This is a genomic window from Pseudomonas spirodelae (genome assembly GCF_034653255.1).
Classification (GTDB): domain Bacteria; phylum Pseudomonadota; class Gammaproteobacteria; order Pseudomonadales; family Pseudomonadaceae; genus Aquipseudomonas; species Aquipseudomonas spirodelae.
In genome coordinates this window covers 130,571-150,293 of sequence record NZ_JAYEET010000009.1, presented here as the reverse complement: position 1 = coordinate 150,293, position 19,723 = coordinate 130,571, and the positions used below count along the sequence as shown (strand labels likewise).

Sequence of the window (19,723 nt, the reverse complement as noted above, 5' to 3'; positions counted from 1 at the left end):
GAAGACTGTCACCCCGAGTCCCGGCCAGAGGCCTAGGATGACGCCTGACAGCGCAGAGGTATCGGCGGCGTCGGTGACGTGGATGAACGCGGAGCCGGACACGCTGATGGAGCGGGTGCTTGCACCGGCGAATCTCAAGCGTGCGTATCAGCGCGTGGTCAGCAACAAGGGGGCGCCGGGTGCCGATGGCATGACGGTCGCCGACTTGGCAGGCTACGTGAAACAGTATTGGCCCATCCTGAAGGTCAGGCTGCTGGCAGGTGAATACCATCCCCAGGCAGTGCGGGCGGTCGAAATTCCCAAACCGCAGGGCGGTATGCGGCAACTGGGCATTCCCAGTGTCGTGGATCGCCTGATCCAGCAAGCCCTGCTGCAACAGCTCACGCCGATCTTCGATCCGCTGTTCTCGGACTATAGCTACGGCTTCCGTCCGGGCAGAAGCGCTCACCAGGCTGTCGAGATGGCCCGCACCCATGTGGCGGCGGGTCATAGGTGTTGCGTGGAACTCGATCTGGAGAAGTTCTTTGATCGGGTCAACCACGACATCCTGATGTTCTGTGTTGAGCGCCATGTCGAAGACAAACAGGTGCTCAGACTCATCCGCCGTTACCTCGAAGCGGGCGTCATGTCGGGCGGGGTTGTCAGCCATCGGCAGGAGGGGGCGCCGCAAGGCGGCCCGCTTTCGCCGCTGCTGTCGAACATCCTGCTCGATGAACTCGACCGTGAGTTGGAGCGGCGAGGCCATCGCTTCGTGCGCTATGCCGATGACGCGAACATTTATGTCCGTAGTCCGCGTGCTGGCGAACGAGTGCTGGCCAGTGTCGAGCGGTTCCTGAATCACCGTCTGAAACTGAGACTGAATCGGGACAAGAGTCGCGTGGCTGGGTCGTGGAAATGCGACTACCTGGGGTATGGGATGAGTTGGCACTCGCAGCCTAGACTGCGAGTGGCAACCATGAGCCTGCGCCGTGTGCGCGACCGTCTCAGGGAACTGCTGCGAGGGGTGCGGGGCCACAAGATGGCGAATGTCATCGAGCGGGTAAACCCGGTGCTGCGAGGCTGGGCAGGCTACTTCAAGCTCAGCCAGAGCAAGCGTCCACTGGAAGAGCTGGATGGCTGGGTCAGGCACAAACTTCGCTGTGTCATCTGGCGGCAATGGAAGCAGCCCTCTACGAGGGCGCGCAACCTGATGCGCCTGGGATTGAGCGAGGAGCGTGCCTGCAAGTCGGCCTTCAATGGCCGAGGCCCGTGGTGGAACTCAGGAGCGCCGCATATGAATCAGGCGCTGCCGAAGAAGCTATGGGACAGACTTGGACTGGTCTCGATACTGGATACGATCAATCGGCTTAACCGCATGGCCTGAACCGCCGTGTACGGAACCGTACGCACGGTGGTGTGGGAGGACGGCGGCCGTGAGGCCGCCTCCTACCCGATCGTGCCATCCATGGCTGGTCATCCTGCAAGCCGTCGACTGCGACGACGAAAAGGACCCTCGGCCACTTTTGGGTGCGCAGTTGTTACTCGATAAAACTGACCTGGCCATCTTTGAGCGAGCCGATGCGGGCCAGTGACTCAATGCGATAACCTTTTTCGTCCAGTTCGGCGCGGCCGCGCTGGAACGACTTTTCAATCACCACGCCAATCCCGGCGATGCTGGCGCCCGCCTGACCGATCAGGTCGATCAAGGCGTGGGCTGCATGGCCGTTGGCGAGAAAGTCGTCGATCAGCAGTACGTGATCATCGGCGCTCAGGTGCTTGGCCGAGATCGCCAGGGTGCTTTCGGTCTGCTTGGTGAAGGAAAACACCTTGGAGGTGTACAGGTTGTCTGTGAGCGTCAGTGACTGGTACTTGCGGGCAAAAATCACTGGCACGCCCAGTTCCAAACCAGCCATAACCGCCGGGGCAATGCCGGAGGCTTCGATGGTGACAATCTTGGTGATACCAAGGCCGGCGAAGCGCTTGGCAAATTCGTGACCGATCTGTTGCATCAATGCCGGATCAATCTGGTGATTGAGAAAGGCATCGACCTTGAGTACGTGCTCCGAGAGCACGGTGCCTTCATCGCGAATCTTCTGTTTCAGCGCTTCCACGCGGTAACCCTCTTCAGTGATGTGGTGCCCGATGTGTCGAGCTGTATCGGTTGGCGTGAGCCGCGCCGTGGCGCCGCTCAGGCTAAAAATTGACAGGTCGGTTGGGCTTCGCGGTGCTGCGCGCCAACTGACCTGATGGTTTATTACTTGTTCAGCAGTGCGCGCATATTGGCCAACGCCGAGTTACCGGTAGCCGCTTTGACCTCCGGGGGTGCGTCTTCCAGGCCTTCCCAGACCAGGTCCTCGGGCGGCAGCTCATCGAGAAAACGGCTCGGTGAGCAGTCGATGATTTCGCCGTACTGCTTGCGCTTGGCAGCGAAGGTCATGGTCAGGTTACGCTTGGCGCGGGTGATGCCGACATAGGCCAGGCGACGTTCTTCTTCAACCGTATCGGCCTCAATGCTGGAGCGGTGCGGGAGGATTTCCTCTTCTACGCCGAGGATATACACCGACGGGTACTCCAGCCCCTTGGAGGCATGCAGGGTCATCATCTGCACGCCCTCGGCGCCGTCCTCTTCTTCCTGCTGGCGTTCGAGCATGTCGCGCAGCACCAGTTTGCCGATGGCGTCCTCGATGGTCATGTCACCGTCTTCGTCGCGCTCCAGGGTGTTCTTCAGCGCTTCGACGAGGAACCAGACGTTGCCCATCCGCGCGTCTGCGACCTTGTCGTTGGAGGCGTTCTGCCGTAGCCAGTTCTCGTAGTCGATATCCATGACCATGCTGCGAATCGCTGCAATGGGATCATTCTGAGCACACTCCTGGCGCACCCGGTCCATCCACTTGGTGAAACGTGCCAAGCGTTCGGTATAGCGCGCATCCAGGCTTTCGCCCAGGCCAATTTCACCGGCGGCGGCGTACATGCTGATTTTGCGCTCGGTGGCGTAGTTGCCGAGCTTTTCCAGGGTGGTGGAGCCGATTTCGCGGCGTGGCACGTTGATCACCCGCAGGAAGGCGTTGTCGTCATCCGGGTTGACCAGCAGGCGGAAGTAACTCATCAGGTCCTTCACTTCCTGGCGGGCGAAGAAGCTGGTGCCGCCCGAGAGGCGATAGGGGATTTGATGGTGCTGCAGTTTCAGCTCCATCAGCTTGGCCTGGTAGTTGCCGCGATAGAGGATGGCGTAGTCGCTGTAAGGGCGTTCGGTGCGCAGGTGTTCGGTGAGGATTTCCAGGGCGACCCGCTCGCATTCGGCGTCTTCGTTGCGGCAGCGGATCACACGGATCTCATCGCCCATGCCCATCTCGCTCCACAGCTGCTTTTCAAACTCATGCGGGTTGTTGGCGATGAGGATGTTGGCGCACTTGAGGATACGGCTGGTTGAGCGGTAGTTCTGCTCGAGCATCACCACCTTCAGCGAGGGGTAATCCTCTTTCAGCAGCATCAGGTTTTCCGGGCGCGCGCCGCGCCAGGCGTAGATCGACTGGTCGTCGTCGCCCACCACGGTGAACTGATTGCGCATGCCCACCAGCAGCTTTACCAGCAGGTATTGGCTGGCGTTGGTGTCCTGGTATTCATCGACCAGCAGGTAGCGAATGCGGTTTTGCCATTTTTCTAGAATGTCTGAGCGTTCCTGAAACAGCTTTACCGGCATCAAAATCAGGTCGTCGAAATCCACCGCGTTGTACGCCTTGAGCGTGCGTTGGTAGTGCAGGTAGACGATGGCCGCTGTTTGCTCTTTAGGGTTACGCGACTCGGCCAGGGCCTGTTCGGGCAGGACCAGGTCGTTTTTCCAGCTGCCGATGTAGTTCTTGATCTCATCGATGCCGTCGTCGCCGGCATATTCCTTTTGCATGATGTCCGACAGCAGCGCCTTGATATCGCCCTCGTCGAAAATCGAGAAACCCGGCTTGTAGCCCAGCGCCGCGTATTCCTTGCGGATGATGTTCATGCCCAGGTTGTGGAAGGTCGACACCGTTAGGCCACGCGCCTCAGGGCCTTTGAGCAGCGTGCCGACACGCTCCTTCATCTCGCGCGCCGCCTTGTTGGTAAAGGTCATGGCGACGATGTGGCGGGCCTGGATGCCGCAGTTCTGCACCAGGTGAGCAATCTTGCGGGTGATCACGCTGGTCTTGCCGGAGCCAGCACCGGCGAGCACCAAAAGAGGGCCGCCGACATAATTCACGGCTTCCTGCTGCCGGGGGTTCAGTCGGGACATCAAATCAATCGTCAGGGGAAATGGGCGGGCATTTTAACAGGCCTGAGGCTTTCTGCCGTGACCATCTGGAAGTGTGTTGCAGTGCACGTAATGGCCAACCGCCAGGCTTGGCTAATTTGTGCAATCCAGTACTCTGGTGCCACTTCTGGCACCTTGCCTGGCCGCAGGATGCGCCGCAGACACATGGATGTGCGTGATTAGACGTCGATTACGACGCATTCGAGCGTTATTGCTGCTCTTTATTTGTGCTGTGGGGGAAGTTGTTTGTCCGCGTTCGTCGAACCATTACGCCTACTCCTATTGGCGGAAACGCCCGCCTGGGCGCAGACCCTGCGCGAGCGCCTGAGTGCGCTGGGCAGTGGCTATGCGTTGATTACCGCGCCGTCCTGGGACGCGGCCAGCGCGCTGTTCGATAACCCCCATAACGCGTTGCTGCTGACCACCGCCGCCAACCTGCCGGCCACGGGCCACTGTGCCCTGCCGATTATCCTGCTGCTGGAGAGTGAACCCACAGCTGTGCCTGAGGATGTATGCGACTGGCTGGTGCACGACCAGCTCAGTGTCGAGGTGCTGCGCCGCTGCCTGCGCTATGGGCGCGAACGCGCTCGCCTTAACGCCGCTGTGCAGCGTCTGGCCGAACAGGATGCACTGACCGGGATTGCCAATCGTCAGGGCTTTCAGGCCCTGCTCGCCGCTCGCTTGAGTGAGCAAGGCGGGCAGGGGCTGACCCTCGGCCATCTCGATCTGGATAACTTCCGCCGCGCCAACGATGCGCTTGGCTATCAGGGCGGCGACAGTTTGATTCTGCAGGTGGTGGCGCGGATCAAGGCGCAGCTGCAAGACAGCGACCGGGTGGCGCGCCTGGGCAGTGATGAATTTGCCTTGTTGCTCGACAGTCGCCGCGACCCGCAGCGCGCCGAGCGCCTGGCCATGCAGTTGAGTGAAGCCCTTGGCGAGCCTTACTGGATCAATGGTGAAAGCCTGCTGATTGGTTGCAGCCTGGGGCTGGCCCATTCGCGTCCCGGCAGCAGTGCGGACACATTGATGTGGCATGCGCACATCGCCATGCAACAGGCCAAAAGTCAGCAAGGCTGCAGCTTTTATTTATACGACGAGCGGGTCAACCGCAGTGCGCGCAACCAGGCCGACCTGGAAAGCGAGCTGCGCCGTGCTCTGCGTCGCGACGAATTGGAGCTGCATTACCAGCCGCGTTTGTGTTTGCAGAGTGGACGCATCGTCGGCCTAGAGGCGCTGGTGCGCTGGCAGCACAGCGAGCACGGCCTGTTGGCGCCTAACGAATTTATCCCGCTGGCCGAGGAAAGCGGGCTGATTGTGCCGCTCGGTTACTGGGTTATTTCGCGTGCCTTGCGTGACATGCAATGGCTGCTCGGGCGGGGTGTGCCGCCGCTGCACATGGCGATCAACCTATCGTTCCATCAGTTTCAGGACAGCCAGCTGCTGCCCACGCTTAGCCGGCTGATCGAAGAGCGTGGCGTCGACGCACAATGGTTGGAGTTCGAGCTGACGGAAACTGCCGTGATGCGCCGCAGTGATCAGGTGCGGCAGACCATGCTGGCCCTCGGGCGCCTCGGTGTGCGGTTTTCGCTCGACGATTTTGGCACCGGCTTCTCCTCCTTCGTGCACCTCAACAACCTGCCAATCACCTTGCTGAAAATCGACAAGAGTTTTGTTGGCGGCATGGATGAACGCGCAGAGAACCGTCAGCTGGTGCGGGCGATGATCAACCTGGCGCACAACCTTAATCTGCAGGTGGTCGGTGAAGGCGTGGAAAACGCCGAGCAGCTGGCGCTGTTGCGTGAGTACGGCTGTGATCAGGCGCAGGGGTATCTGATAAGTAAGGCCCTACCGCTCAGCGAGCTGGCGCGGTTTTTGGTGTTTGGCATGCGTCAGACGCTGCTGGGGATGAGCAACAGCTGAGCGACTCGCTGATGGAAAAAGGCCCGCACGTGCTGCGGGCCTTTTTGTTTTAAGGCTTTACTGCGCCGCCTTGGCCTGGCGTTGCGCCAGTTTCTGTTGGCGGTAGCTGATGGCGGCCGGTGGTACGGCGGTGACTTTGCCAGTTTCCAGCCAGCGCTTGAGCCGGTTGGCGTCGGCCATGTGGGTGTACTTGCCGAAGGCATCCAGCACCACGAACGCCACTGGGCGGTTATTCATTACGGTGTTCATCACCAAGCAGCGGCCGGCTTCACCGGTGTAGCCGGTCTTGCTCAGCTGCACGCTCCAGCCGGGCTTGCGCACCAGGTTGTTGGTGTTACGAAAACCCAAGGTGTAGTTGGGTTTGCGGAAAGCCTGAGTTTTTTCCGAGGTGGTGCTGAACTGGTTGATCAGTGGGTACTGCCGGGCAGCCTTGAGCATCAGCACCAGGTCGCGGGCACTCGACACGTTGTGTTCTGACAGGCCGGTGGGCTCGACAAAGCGCGAATGCTTCATGCCCAGGGCACGGGCCTTGGCATTCATCGCCGCGACAAAGGCACTGTGGCCGCCTGGATAGTGGTGCGCCAGGCTGGCGGCGGCACGGTTCTCCGAGGCCATCAGGGCCAGCAGCAACATGTCGCGGCGGCTCAGCTCGCTGCCAATGCGCACGCGGGAGAACACCCCGCGCATTTCCTGGGTGTCGCGAATCATGATCGGCAGTTGCTGATCCAGTGGCAGCTTGGCGTCGAGGGTGACCATGGCCGTCATCAGTTTGCTGACTGAGGCAATCGGCACCACGCTGTCGGCGTTACGCTCGTAGAGCACCTGATTGGTTTGCAGGTCGACCAGCAGGGCGCTGCCGGCGGCTAGGTCTTGCTGTTTTGGCGTGGCGGCCTGGGTATTCGATGCAACTACAACGCTGCTGCAGATCAGCAGCAGGCTTACGAGCGAATGGCGGATTTTCACGGCGGGCTTCACGGGCAGTTTGAGGGAGCGTAGCGCTGCCAAGTATACGGACATCCGTGCCGGCGCTTGAATGGTCGCCGCGTTAAATTGTCATCCGTGCGCGTTATAGTGCGCGCGCTTTTATGCGTGTGAGTTGCCCCATGTCGGAATTATCAGCCCCCATCCAGCCCCCTGCGGTCAGCCTGCGTGAAGCCTTCTGGTTTTGGTTGAAGCTCGGCCTGATCAGCTTCGGCGGGCCGGCTGGGCAGATCGCGATCATGCATCAGGAATTGGTCGAGAAGCGCCGCTGGTTGTCCGAGCGGCGTTTTCTGCATGCGCTGAATTACTGCATGTTGCTGCCGGGGCCGGAGGCGCAGCAGCTGGCCACCTATATCGGCTGGCTGCTGCACCGCACCTGGGGCGGTGTGATGGCTGGGGTGCTGTTCGTGCTGCCGTCGCTGTTTATCCTGATCGGCCTGTCGTGGCTGTATATCGCTTATGGCGATGTGCCGCTGGTGGCGGGGATTTTCTACGGGATCAAGCCGGCGGTCACCGCGATTGTCATGCAGGCGGCCTGGCGCATCGGCTCGCGGGCACTGCAGAACAACTGGCTGTGGGGGATTGCCGGGGCGTCCTTTGTTGCGATTTTTGCCTTCAACCTGCCGTTCCCGTTGATCGTGCTGGGCGCGGCGCTACTCGGCTACCTCGGTGGTCGTCTGCTGCCGCAGCAGTTCAGCCTGGGCGGTGGGCATGCGCCGCAAAACACCTCATACGGCCCAGCGCTGATCGATGACAACAGCCCGCCGGCGGCGCATACGCGCTTTCGTGCCTCGCGCCTGGCGCTGTTGTTGCTCAGTGGTGCGCTGCTCTGGCTGCTGCCGATGGTCCTGCTGACGGCGTTGTATGGCTGGGACGGTACGCTGACGCAGATGGCCTGGTTCTTTACCAAGGCGGCCTTGCTGACCTTCGGTGGTGCCTATGCAGTGCTGCCGTATGTCTACCAGGGCGCTATCGGCCATTACGGCTGGTTGACACCGACGCAGATGATCGACGGTCTGGCGCTGGGGGAAACCACGCCGGGGCCGCTGATTATGGTGGTGGCGTTCGTGGCCTTTGTCGGGGCGTATTTGCAGCCGGTATTCGGCGGTGATTCGGGCTTTGTCAGCGGCGCAGTGGCGGCGGCGCTGGTTACCTGGTTTACCTTTCTGCCGTCTTTTCTGTTCATCCTCGCCGGTGGGCCGTTGGTGGAGTCGACCCACGGTGAGCTGAAGTTCACCGCGCCACTGACCGCGATTACCGCGGCCGTGGTGGGGGTGATCCTTAATTTGGCGCTGTTCTTTGCCTACCACGTGCTGTGGCCGCAGGGCTTTGCCGGCGTTTTTGACTGGCCTTCGGCGCTGATCGCCTTGGCGGCGGCGCTGGCGCTGCTGCGCTTCAAACGTGGGGTGATGGAGGTGCTGCTGGTGTCGGCCCTGGCTGGGCTGGCGGTGTATCTGCTGCGGTGAGGTCGCACAGGCATGCACGACCCGTAGGGTGGGTTAGGCGCTTGTTGCGATTGGGGTTGTCTTGGGCTTTACGCTGCGCCGTAACCCACCATGGCTGCACGCCAGCTAACGCCTGGTGGGTTACGCGACGCATCTAGAGTCGCAGCGCCTGAGGGTGCGGAGCAGGGCGTCGCGAACCCACCCTACGCATCTGCACCCTTATGGCTCACATAAACCAGCGGTATTCGCGTGCGCTGACTTCCTGCATAAAGGCCAGATGATCCTGGCGTTTGTTCTCGCAATAAACCATCACAAACTCCTCGCCCAGTCCCTGATTGACCACCGGATGGTCGCGCATGGCGCTGACTGCTCCGAGCATATCCTGAGGAAAGTCGATGCCGCTTTGGCGGTTCTCGTTGAGCGGGGCAATCGGCTCCTGGCCGGCATCCAGGCCGTGTTCCATGCCGGTGAGAATCGCCGCCAGTACCAGATAAGGGTTGGCGTCGGCGCCGGCCAGGCGGTGTTCGATGCGCAGGTTCTTGCCGTCCGATTCGGGGATGCGGATGCACGCGTCGCGGTCCTCATAACCCCAGCTGGCGCGGCTGGCGGCGTTGACCATGGCGCCGTAGCGGCGGAAGGCATTGTGGTTGGCGGCGAAGATCGGCATGCAGTGCGGCAGCAGTTCCAGGCATCCGGCCACGGCGTGGCGCAGCGGGCGCTGCTCGTCGGCGGCTAGCAGGTTGTTGCCGGCAGCGTCATACAGGCTGACGTGCACATGCATGCCGCTGCCTGGCGCGTGCAGGTAGGGCTTGCTCATAAAGCTGGCACGCTGGCCGTGCTTGAGCGCCACGCCACGGGTACTGCGGCAGAACAAGGCGGCCCAGTCAGCGGCGCGCAGGCCGTCGTCACAGTGGCCGAAGTTGATCTCGAACTGGCCGGGGCCGAGTTCGGCGGTGATTACGTTGGCGTCCACGCCCTGTTCATTGGCGGCGTCGACGATCTCGTGCAGCACATCGCTAAAGCGCGACAGGCGCTCGATGTGCATGTTCGGCTGGTCGTCGGCATCGTCGCACAGCGGGTCGCGGGGGAACTGCGGCAGGCCGTCTTGCAGCTTGCGATCAAACAGGTAGAACTCCAGCTCAAACGCCACCACCGGACGAATGCCGCGTGCTTCGAGGCGCTTGAGCACACGGGCGAGTACTTCACGCGGCTCGAATTCGATCGGTGCTTGCGTGCCATCGGAGCTGATCAGCATTTGCCCCAGCGGCTGGCTTTCCCAGCGTACCGGCTTGAGGGTGCCGGGGATCAGTCGGCGCGGCGCATCCGGGTCGCCATCGTTGAAGCAGTAATCGCCAATCGGGTGCAGGCCGCCCTGTACGCCGAGCAGCACGCAGTTTTGCGGGATTTTCAGCGGGCTGCCGGCGGCAACCTTCTCCAGCATGTCTATGGGGTAACGCTTGCCGTAGAAATGCCCGGGAATATCCAGGCTGATCAGGTCGACATAACGCACGTCTGGGTGAGCGGCGCGGAAGGCGCGAACTTCGCTAAGCAGGTCGGGGAATGCGGTTGTTATTGTCATGGCGGTATCTGCGCGGGTCAGTTGAAGACCCAGAGCACTCTGGTGAGGGAATCGGTTAGGTTGGCGTAGCGGAACTGCGCATGCGGCGGTAGTTGGAAGCTGTCGTTGGGGCCGAGGGTGACCGGCTCGGCGTCGTCGCCGTACCAGATCGTCAGTTCGCCCTCTAGGACAAAGCCGCCTTGCTCGTCGCTGTCGTTGAGGTGGCCTTCGCCGCTGCTCGCCCCCGGTTGCAGGAAGCTTTCGAGCATGGAGAACCCGGCCGAGATGCTGGGGGAGGCCAGCACGTCGGTGATGCCGCCGGCGTAGTAGAGCGTGCGGCGCTCATCTGGACGGGTTACCCAGGGCACGGCGCGCGGCTTGCTCAGGCTATAGAAATAGGTGGTCGGCACGCCCAGGGTTTCGCTGATGGCGGTGAGGTCCGCCACGGTTGGGCGCGACAGGCCGCGCTCAACCTGCGACAAAAAACCTACTGAACGGTCGATGCGCGCGGCCAACTCACCGAGGGTGAGATTTTTATGCTTGCGCAGGTCGCGGATCAGGATCGCCAGACCTTCGACTTCTTCCTGCATGTCCATGGTCAACTTCCTTAAATGACATCGCGCAGGCGATACCAGGCCTTGCCGACGGCTTCGATCGGCGCCGCGAGTAGATTGCCGCCGGGAAAGCGCGGATTGCTCAGGCCTTGGTACAGCTCTAGCAGGTCGGCGTCACCAAGGATCGCATCGCTTACCGCGCGGGCGGCCGCCAAGGTCGGCAGGATGCCGTGGCCGGAGAAGCCTTGTAGCCAGTACTTCTGCCCACTGCGGCCGACATCCGGGGTACGGTGCATGGTGCAGTCGATATGCCCGCCCCAGCCGTAGTCGATCTGCACGCCGCGCAGTTGCGGGAATACCCGCTCCAGATACGGCCGTGTGGCCGCCGGCACATCCTTGGGGATGCCGCCGAGGTAGGTGCAGCCGCCGCCGAACAGCAGGCGGTTGTCTGGGGTGACGCGGAAGTAGTCCGGCACGAACTGGTTATCGATGGCGCAGGTGCCTCGCGGGAACAGCGAGCGGGCCAGTTCCGGGTCGAGCGGCGCGGTGGCCACTTGGTAGGAGCCCACCGGCAGCAGGCGTTTCGCCAGCGGCGGGTCGAGGCGGTCGATATAGGCGTTGCAGGCCAGTACCAGCAGGTCGCTGCGCACCTCGCCTGCTTCAGTGCGCGCCACATAACCTTCTGCGGTTTCGCGGTAGTCCAGCGCTTTGCTCTGCTCGAAAATCTGTCCGCCGGCTTTTTCGATGGCATCGGCCAGGCCCTGGGCCAGTTTCAGCGGGTTAAGGTGGGCGGCGCCGCTGTCGTGCAGGGCGGCCAGGTAGCGTGGGCTGGCGATCCACTCGGGCAGTTCGTGCTTGGGGATAAAGCTCAGCTGTGAGTAGCCATATTTCTGTTCGGCTTCTTCCAGGCTCTCTTGCAACTGCTTTACGCGGCGCGGCAACACGGCGGTGTAGATCGCGCCGGTGCGGTAATCGATACCGAAGTTGTGGCGCTCGGGCAGCTCGCGCATTTCTTCGGCGGCCCAGACCATGCTGTCCCACAGGCGGCGGGCGCGTTCCAGGCCTAGGGCCTTCTCGAACGGCGGCATATCGCAGGACCAGCCAGGCAGGGCCTGACCGCCGTTGCGTCCAGAAGCCGCCCAGGCCAGGCGACTGGCTTCCAGCACCACTACCTTCTTGCCGGCGAGGGCTAGGCGCAACGCCGTGTGCAGGCCGCTGAAACCACCGCCGATAATCAGCACATCGCACTGCAGCGCTTCCTGCAGGCGCGGCCGCAGCGGGATCGACCCGGGGTAGGTGGCGGCGTAGTAAGTGCCGATATGCTGGGCGGATTGCTTGAACATGGCGCGCCTCGTGAAATTTTATTTAAATAATTTCATGAAAACTTACGCTATAAATTTCACAAAGCCAAGCTTGAGTGGCGCTCAGTGTTCATTCAATAAAAAAGCCGCCCCTAAAAAGGGGCGGCCTTCGTGTGTTTCGCGGATGGCGAAGCCCGCTGTTACTTGGGCAGCACCACCGAGTCGATGACGTGAATCACGCCGTTGCTGGTCTCGATGTCTGCCGCGACGACCGAGGCGCCATCGACGCTGACGCCATTGCTGGTATCCAGCATCAGTTCACCGCCTTGTACAGTTTTTAGCGCGGACTTACCGGTCAGGTCAGCCGCCATCAGCTTGCCCGGGACGACGTGGTAAGTGAGCACGGCCGTGAGCTTTTCCTTGTCGGCCAGCAAGGCGTCGAGGTCAGCCTTGGGGATTTTGGCGAATGCCGCATCATTGGGTGCGAAGACGGTGAACGGCCCCTCGCCTTTGAGGGTTTCAACCAGGCCGGCGGCGGTCACTGCGGTGACCAGCGTGTTGAACTGGCCGGCGGCGACAGCGGTGTCGACGATATCTTTCTTATCGCCGTGCATGTCGGCAAAGGCCGGCATTGCCGCAACGGTCAGGGTGGCTGTGGCCAGCATCAGCGTGCGCTTAAGGCGTTGGGTGGTCGAGCTGAGTTGAGCAAACATAAAAATCTCCTGATACAGGGTTATTTGTTTTGCACAACGTTTGTACAACAATTGCGCGCTGAGTTCCGGCTTTGACATGATTTGTAAAGCTTGATTGGCGCGCGCAGATGCCGGCAAACAGCTTGCCGGCAGTCTTAGACGGTTGCGGGTTTGTACTCGGTAGGCCGTTGGCGACAGGCCTAACGCACCTGATTACGCCCGCCATGTTTGGCGGCGTAAAGCGCTTGGTCGGCCTTTTCCAGCAGTTCGCTGGCACTCAAGGGTGCAGCTTCGGTGGAGGCGATGCCGGCACTCAGGGTGACCGAGAATTCACTGCCGGCGGCGATAAATTTCAACTCGGCGAAGCGCTGGCGAATTTCATCGAGCACGCGCAGGGCTTGCTCGGCCGTGCAGTCAGGCAGCACCACGAGAAATTCCTCGCCGCCATAGCGGCCCAGGCTGTCGATGCGACGTAGGCGTTGGCGCAGCAGGTTGGCCAGGGCGCGGATGACGTTGTCGCCGGCGGCATGGCCGTGGCTGTCGTTAACCTTCTTGAAGAAGTCGATATCCAGCATGGCCACGCTGGCCGGTTTGCCGCTGCGCTGTGCGCGCTCCAGCTCGACCGCTGCCTGCTCTTTGATGTCGGCGTGTTTGAGCAAGCCGGTCAGGCTGTCGCGCGACAGGGCGTTGCTCAGCAGCCGTGCGCGTTGTGCGCGGGAGAATACGGCAGCGACCAGGGCGTTATCGGAAATCGGTTTGGTGACGAAGTCATCGCCGGCTTTGATCAGGGCATTCATCTGTCGGTTGATATCGGTTTCCGCCGACAGGTAGATGATCGGTACGCGCAGCCAGTCGTCATACATGCGGATGATCTGCGCCAGCTCGGGGCCGGTGCAGTTGGGCATGTTGACGTCCAGCAGGATCACTTCAGGGTTGAAGTTGCGCATATGGGTGAAGATTTCCGCGGGGTCATGCTGCATCTCCACCAGCATGTTGGCGCCACGCAGAATCAGGCTGAAACGGCTGGCCAGCTCGCGGTCATCGTCGATGATCAGCACCCGATAGGGTTCGCCTTGCTGCTGGGCGAAGCAGCGCTCCAGGCGATTTTCCAGCTGCGGGATGTCCACCGGTTTGGTGAAAAACCCCATGGCGCCGACCCGTACGGCCTCTAAATGGGTGGCAAAGTCGTCTTGGGTGGTGGTTACCAGCAGAGGGAGCGGTTCGTCCAGGCGTTCTTGCAGGCTGGCGGCGTAGGCCAGGCCAGTGACATTTTCGTCGGGCAGGTTAACGTCGAGGATCAGGGCGTCTGGTCGTTGCTGTTGCAAGGCATGATCGAGCTCGGCAATGCGGGTGAAGTGTTCGGCCTGGTAACCAAAGTTATTCAGGGTCAGGCGCATCGTTTCGCCGACAGCGTATTGATCTTCGAGGATGTAGATACGCCGCTCACGCTGGGGGGATTTGCTCGGTGATGCGCTGGCCGGCGCCGGGCTTGGCTCCGGTTCAGGCTGATACACCTGATTGGCCAGTTGCTGCAGGCTCTGGCTGAAGTCCTGCAGGCTCTGTTGCTCCTGTTGCAGGGTGGTCAGCCAGTGCTCGGCCTCCTGCTCCAGCTCGCGGGCGCGTTGGCCAAGGCGGCTGAAACCGAAAGTGCCAGCGGCTCCGGCGAGCTTGTGCAGCTGCTCACGTATGGTCTGCAGGCAGCGCAGCTGTTCGTGCGGGTCAGCGGCGTTTAGCAGCTGTTCGGCGTCCTGCCCGAGTGCGGGCAAGTCTTCCTGCAGGCGCAAGGCGAAGGCATCACTGAGTTGCTGCAGGTGCTTTTGTAGCTCTTGCGCTGGGGTTTTGGTGTTACTCATGGGCCCGATTCCAGATAGTGCGCACCTGCGAAGCCAGTTGCATGGGGTCGAAGGGTTTGATGATTACGTCACGGGCGCCAAGGCTGCAGTAATAGGCGATTTCTGCGGGCTGTACTTTGGCGGTCATAAAGGCCACTGGCACCTGGTTAATGTCGATCAGCCGGGCGATTTGCGCCAGGGTTTGTGGGCCGTCCATGCCCGGCATCATCACGTCCAGCAGGATAAAGTCCGGGGCAAAGCCTTGCAGTTGGTCCAGGGCGTCCTGGCCGGAGGCGCAGCTGAGCACCTGAAAGCCGCCTACGACCTCAAGGGCCAGCTTGGTTACGGCCAGGATCGAGGGGTCGTCTTCCACATGCAGGATGCGTCGTAGGTCAGGCATGTGGGGCGTCCTCGGGTTGGGGCGGTAAGTCGAGTGTGGTTGCCAGCGGCAGGGTAGTCAGTTCAAACCAGAACGTCGCGCCATGACCAGGGCTTGAGTCGAAGCCAATCTGCCCGCCCATGCGCTCGATGATTTCCTTGCTGATCGCCAGCCCCAGGCCTGTACCGCCTTTTTGCCGGGTGTCGGTGGCGTCGGCTTGGGAGAACTTGCTGAAGATCCGCGCCTGGAAGTTCTCCGGCACACCGGGGCCATGGTCGGTCACGCTGATGCGCACACGGTTGTCGTGTTGCTGCACGCGCACGTCCACTGTCTGCCCTTCGGGCGAGAACTTGGCGGCGTTCGATAGCAGGTTGGCCAGCACTTGGGCCAGGCGCAGTTTGTCGACCTTTACCCGGGCCTGAGTGGATGGGCCATGGAGCTGCAGCTGCACGTGGTAATGGTTGGCGTATGGCTGGTTTTCTTTGATGGCCTGGTCAAGCAGGGGTTGCAAGGCAGCATCGTGCAGCTCGAAGAGCATCTTGCCGGCGACCAGTTTTTCCATGTCGAGCAGGTCATTGATCAGCAGGTTGAGGCGCTGGCTGTTGTCTTGGGCGATCTGCAGCATCTGCTGCATGCTGGCGGGCACTGCGCCCAGGGCGCCGCCGTTAACCAGGCCAAGGGAACCGGCGATGGCCGTCAGTGGGGTGCGCAGCTCATGGCTGACGGTGGAGACGAACTCGTCTTTCATCCGCTCAATGCGTTTGCGTTCTTCGATATCGCGGATCACCGCAATAAAGCGCCGTTCGCCCTGGTGGCTGATCTGCGAGACGGCCAGTTCGATGGTGAAGGTTTCGCCGTTGTTACGCTGTGCGGTGAGCTCGATCTCCTTGCCGAGCATCTGCTGGATGCCGGTTTTCAGGAAATGGCTGAGGTAGCGGGCGCGCATCGAGCGTTGCGGTTCCGGCAGCAGTACGGTGGCGCGGTGCCCCGAGACTTCCAGATGGCTGTAGCCGAAGATGCGTTCGGCGGCATGGTTGAAGGTTTCGATATAGCCCTGCTGGTCGATGGTGATAATCGCATCGAGCACGTTGTCGAGCAGGGTGCTCAGGTAATCCTCGCGTTCGCGGATGGCCATTTCGCTGGCGATACGCTCACTGAAGTCCTGGATCTGTACCACGAAGTGCACGGGTTGGTCGTCGCTGTCGCGAACCAGTGCCACGCTGAGCAACACCCAGATGATCCGGCCCTGGCTGTCGAAGTAGCGTTTTTCCATTTGATAGCTGTTGATCTCCCCGGCGACGAGCTCCTCGAGACTTCGCAGGTCGGCATCCAGGTCATCGGGGTGGGTGATCTGCTGAAAGTCGCAGCACAGCAGCTGTTCGCGGCTATAGCCGAGCATCTCGCAGAGCTGATCGTTAACTTCCAGCCACTGGCCTTGCAGGGACACCAACGCCATCCCCTGGGGGGCGAGGCTAAAGGCGTTGCTGAAGCGTTGTTGGCTGAGCCGCAGTTGGTCTTCCACCGCCTTGCGGTCGCTGATGTCCCAGATAAACCCGGAAATCCACTGCAGTTTGCCGTCGCTGTCGTATTCGCCACGGCCCTTCTCGCGCACCCAGACACTGTGGCCGTTGGCGTGTTGCAGGCGGTAGGTCAGCTCGAAGGACTCTTGATGCTCAACGGCGCGCACCGCCTGGTAGGTGATGGCCAGGTCATCGGGGTGGATCACGCTGGAGAAACTGCGTACGCGGTTGTTGATAAAGTCGCTGGCCGGATAGCCGCTGAGGGCCAGAATTTCTTCGCTGAGGTAGCTCATGCACCAGTCGGCATCGTTGCGGCAGCGGTAGACGGCGCCGGGCAGGTTGGCCACCAGGCCGCGAAAGCGGCTCTCGCTCTTTTGCAGGGCACGGGTGGCGTTCTGTAGGTCGTTGATGTCGCTGGCGATACCCAGGTAGCCGTTGATGGCGCCCAGGCTGTCACGCATGGCGCTGACGGTGAGGTTGACGGTGTGCCGTTCGCCGTTCTTGCACACATAGGTCCACTGGCGGGTTTCGGGTTCGCCTTTGCTCGGTATCCATGTGAATACACTAAAACCGCTGATCTCGTGGCCTTCCTCGCGGCTGAGCTGCGCGCCGCGGGCCTGGATTTCATCGGCCCGGTGGAACAGGGCAGGGTTGGATTGACCGATCACTTCAGCACTGCGGTAGCCCAGCAAACGCTCTGCCCCGGAGTTGAACAGGGTGATCAAACCACCGGTGTCACTGGTGATGATCGACACCCCGGTCGCGGAGTCGAGTACGGCCTGCAGAAAGCGCCGCGCCTCAAGGGTTTGTTCTTCGTGTTGCAGGCGCTCCAGGGTGGCGCCGACCCAGCGGGCGAACAGCCGCAGGAATTCTTCATCGGCCTCATCGAAGGCGCTCGGGCGTGCCTCGCTGGAGGCATAGCACAGGGTGCCGAAACGCCGGCCGGCGACCCAGATGCTGGTGCCGATATAGCTTTCCAGGGCAAACAGCGGGTAGCAGGGGTGTGCGGCATGGTCACTCTCGGCCATGTGCGCAATGGCGAGTACATCGTTGCCGCGTAGGGCGATGCTGCAGTAGGTGTCACCCAGGGCAAAGCACTGGTCGTCCTGCAGGCTATCAGGCGGTGATACCTGGACCATCACCCGGTAATTCTGCGCCTCGATCTGGCTGATGATGCCGATCGGCATGCCATAGAACTGGGCGCCCAGTTGCAGGGCCTGACGTAGCTGCTCTTTGGTGCTCAGTTTAGGCAGCGCGGCGATTTCGTTGAGCGCGCGCAGGGCCGCCTGTTGGCGCTGCATGCGTTGTTGGGTGAGCTCCCGCTGGCTGTCACGGCGCAGCGCGTCAAGCACTTGGCCCAGGGTAGTCAGCAGCGGTTGCAGCTGGGTGAAGAAATCGGCGCTGTAACCGCCCTCGCGGTTGGCCAAACCGAGCATGCCGAGCAACTCCGGCATCCAGCTCGTGGTCCAGCTGTTGCAAGTTCTTCAGCACGTCGAGGCTGACTTCCAGCGCGCCGACGTTGATCGGGCCCTCAAGGCTGTCTACGCGCAGTGGCACGATGGCGCGCATGCTCAGGCTTTGCTCATTGCTCACCAGGCCTGCGGTCGTGGCGGATTGGCGCAGGCTGTCGAGCAGCATGGGCCGCTGCGTTGCGGGGCGGTCGCCAAACCATTGCGGCTTGTGCACCCGCAGCAGCACCTCGGCAGCCGGGGCAAGATGCACATACAGGCTAAACGCGCGTGTGCCCTGCAGGCTGCGCCAGCGTGGGGCAAGGCGGGTGTAGAGCTGGTTGCGAATGGCGTTAAGGCTCTGTATGTCGGGCTGCTCACGGCTTTGCAGTGCATAGGCCTGGCGCACCAGTTCGACCAGCCAGGCGTCGGCGGCGATGGTCTCGGCGAGCAATTGCGCCTGTTGCTGCAGCTCTTGCTGGCTGTTGCGCAGGGTCAGGCTTTGCAGCTCATGCTGCTTGGCAATTTGCAGGGTCCACAGGGTTTGCTGCTGGTTTAACGCAAGGCCGCCCAGCACACTGAAAAAGATCGCCAAACCGAGGCTGCCGAGGCCGACCACCCAGTTGATTGCGCTGGGTTTGCTCTGCTTATCCATTTATCAGCACCCTTGCGCGCTTACGCCTCAATACAGGCATTTAGGCGAGGCCTGCCAATCTGCGCAAGCGGGCCAGCTCGGGGCTGTCGTCGGCGCTGTTGAGCTCGCAAGCGGCTAAGCGCATGAGGATATTCTCGCGTTTGACGTTACTGCTGGGCAGGCTGTAGCACGCGCCGATCAGCTCACGCAGGTGCATCGGCAGATGCCATTGGGCCTTGATGCTGATGGCAAAGGGACCGCTGAACTGGTCGAGTGCCTGCATAAGCTGGTCTTCGCTGAAGCTCTGGCCGCTGTCCTGCCACACCTGTGCCTGGTACAGCACACACAGCTCACCCATACGGTGCAGCAGGGCGGCACAGTGGAAGGGCGCCGGGTCCATGGCGCATTGCCGGGCGAGGCTGGTGCTGCGCTCGATCAGTTGTTCGGTGCTGTCCAGGTGCGCCTGGGCAAACAGGCTCAGCATGGGGTTCTCCAGTGCACTGGATTGGCGCAGCGCCAGGCCCATGGCCAGGTTGAGGCTGTTGTTCGCCCCCAGTTTGTGCAGCGCTTCAAGCAAGTTGGAGCAGGGTTTGCCGCCGGGGTTGTAAGCGCTGCTGTTGGCGACGCCAAGCAGGCGGCCGCTGAGCGCCGGGTCGTGCTGCCATTCACTGGCCAGCTTGCGTAGATCAATCGGCTCGCCTTTGAAGCTTTGCAGGAGGCGGTCACGCACATGCGCCTTGAGCGGTAATTGCAGTTCGCTACCGGACAGACTGTGCAGGTGGGCAAGCAAGTCATCCTGCGCGTCGCTTACCCGCAGCGGTTGTCCGTCAATATCGGGCGGCAGCAGGGTTTCCAGGCTGGCGGCAACGTGCGCGGCCTGGAAGGGCTTGCTGATAAAAGCGCTGATCTTCAAGGCCCGCACGGCCAGTACGCTGGCGCGATCGGAGCGCCCGGTGATGACCACCAGCGGGGTGCTGCTGTTGTCGCGGCGCACTTGCTCAAGCAACCGGGTGCCGGGCCCGTCGGGCAGGTTCCAGTCACTGATGACCACGTCAGCCGGGCGCTGCTGCCATTCTTGTAAGGCGGCGCTAACACTGTCCAGGCAGACCACTTGGCAGCCGGGGCGCAAACTGAGAACGATCTGTTTGAGTAGATCGGCAATCCAGCTGTCGTCTTCAAGAATCATTACAAGCATGCG

Annotated in this window: 15 protein-coding genes; 3 read left to right on the top strand and 12 right to left on the bottom strand. The window is 61.6% G+C overall.

Going from position 1 to position 19,723, the window contains the following annotated elements:
* A partial coding sequence (gene ltrA / locus SOP97_RS04260; protein WP_322948323.1) for a group II intron reverse transcriptase/maturase occupies nucleotides 1-1,363 on the top strand: 1,363 nt, incomplete at its 5' end.
* A 154-nt stretch (nucleotides 1,364-1,517) separates the two neighbouring features.
* Here ltrA and SOP97_RS04255 read toward each other — a convergent pair.
* Nucleotides 1,518-2,090, bottom strand: a complete 573-nt coding sequence (locus SOP97_RS04255; RefSeq protein WP_274087048.1) for a xanthine phosphoribosyltransferase — start codon at nucleotides 2,088-2,090, stop codon at nucleotides 1,518-1,520.
* Between the two features lie 143 nt (nucleotides 2,091-2,233).
* Nucleotides 2,234-4,243, bottom strand: a complete 2,010-nt coding sequence (gene rep / locus SOP97_RS04250) for a DNA helicase Rep (protein ID WP_274087049.1) — start codon at nucleotides 4,241-4,243, stop codon at nucleotides 2,234-2,236.
* A gap of 264 nt (nucleotides 4,244-4,507) precedes the next feature.
* Here rep and SOP97_RS04245 point away from each other — a divergent pair, with 264 nt between their 5' ends.
* Nucleotides 4,508-6,181 carry a putative bifunctional diguanylate cyclase/phosphodiesterase gene (locus SOP97_RS04245; protein ID WP_322948322.1) on the top strand — a complete coding sequence of 558 codons (1,674 nt, stop codon included), beginning with the start codon at nucleotides 4,508-4,510 and terminating at the stop codon, nucleotides 6,179-6,181.
* Nucleotides 6,182-6,238: 57 nt separating this feature from the next.
* Here the strand turns inward: SOP97_RS04245 and pbpG are convergent, their stop codons facing one another.
* The gene (pbpG, locus tag SOP97_RS04240; RefSeq protein ID WP_322948325.1) at nucleotides 6,239-7,144 is read right to left on the bottom strand and encodes a D-alanyl-D-alanine endopeptidase; all 906 of its coding nucleotides are present in this window, start codon (nucleotides 7,142-7,144) and stop codon (nucleotides 6,239-6,241) included.
* Nucleotides 7,145-7,284: 140 nt separating this feature from the next.
* Here pbpG and chrA point away from each other — a divergent pair, with 140 nt between their 5' ends.
* Nucleotides 7,285-8,628: a chromate efflux transporter gene (gene chrA / locus SOP97_RS04235; RefSeq protein WP_274087051.1), complete on the top strand. Its 1,344-nt coding sequence runs from the start codon at nucleotides 7,285-7,287 to the stop codon at nucleotides 8,626-8,628.
* A 205-nt stretch (nucleotides 8,629-8,833) separates the two neighbouring features.
* On the opposite strand, the gene SOP97_RS04230 is transcribed toward chrA, so the two are convergent.
* The 9 genes from SOP97_RS04230 to SOP97_RS04190 form a co-directional block, all read right to left on the bottom strand.
* A complete protein-coding gene (locus tag SOP97_RS04230) occupies nucleotides 8,834-10,180 on the bottom strand; it encodes a glutamine synthetase family protein (RefSeq protein WP_274087171.1) in 1,347 nt (448 codons plus the stop codon).
* Between the two features lie 23 nt (nucleotides 10,181-10,203).
* Nucleotides 10,204-10,761: a helix-turn-helix domain-containing protein gene (locus SOP97_RS04225; protein WP_274087052.1), complete on the bottom strand. Its 558-nt coding sequence runs from the start codon at nucleotides 10,759-10,761 to the stop codon at nucleotides 10,204-10,206.
* Between the two features lie 11 nt (nucleotides 10,762-10,772).
* Nucleotides 10,773-12,062 (bottom strand): NAD(P)/FAD-dependent oxidoreductase, encoded by a 1,290-nt coding sequence (locus SOP97_RS04220; protein WP_322948321.1) that lies wholly within the window; start codon nucleotides 12,060-12,062, stop codon nucleotides 10,773-10,775.
* Nucleotides 12,063-12,220: 158 nt separating this feature from the next.
* Nucleotides 12,221-12,733: a fasciclin domain-containing protein gene (locus tag SOP97_RS04215; RefSeq protein ID WP_274087054.1), complete on the bottom strand. Its 513-nt coding sequence runs from the start codon at nucleotides 12,731-12,733 to the stop codon at nucleotides 12,221-12,223.
* A gap of 179 nt (nucleotides 12,734-12,912) precedes the next feature.
* Nucleotides 12,913-14,565 (bottom strand): diguanylate cyclase, encoded by a 1,653-nt coding sequence (locus SOP97_RS04210; protein WP_322948320.1) that lies wholly within the window; start codon nucleotides 14,563-14,565, stop codon nucleotides 12,913-12,915.
* Complete coding sequence (locus SOP97_RS04205; RefSeq protein ID WP_322948319.1) at nucleotides 14,558-14,944, bottom strand: response regulator; 387 nt, start codon at nucleotides 14,942-14,944, stop codon at nucleotides 14,558-14,560. Before SOP97_RS04205 ends, SOP97_RS04210 begins: the two co-directional genes overlap by 8 nt.
* Nucleotides 14,937-17,897, bottom strand: coding sequence for a PAS domain S-box protein (locus SOP97_RS04200; protein WP_322948318.1), 2,961 nt, complete (start codon nucleotides 17,895-17,897; stop codon nucleotides 14,937-14,939). The genes SOP97_RS04205 and SOP97_RS04200 overlap by 8 nt, the downstream gene beginning before the upstream one ends.
* Nucleotides 17,788-18,546 carry a hypothetical protein gene (locus SOP97_RS04195; protein ID WP_322948317.1) on the bottom strand — a complete coding sequence of 253 codons (759 nt, stop codon included), beginning with the start codon at nucleotides 18,544-18,546 and terminating at the stop codon, nucleotides 17,788-17,790. The genes SOP97_RS04200 and SOP97_RS04195 overlap by 110 nt, the downstream gene beginning before the upstream one ends.
* 40 nt (nucleotides 18,547-18,586) lie before the next feature.
* Nucleotides 18,587-19,720 carry an HDOD domain-containing protein gene (locus SOP97_RS04190; protein ID WP_322948316.1) on the bottom strand — a complete coding sequence of 378 codons (1,134 nt, stop codon included), beginning with the start codon at nucleotides 19,718-19,720 and terminating at the stop codon, nucleotides 18,587-18,589.
* Between the last annotated feature and the right edge of the window lie 3 nt (nucleotides 19,721-19,723).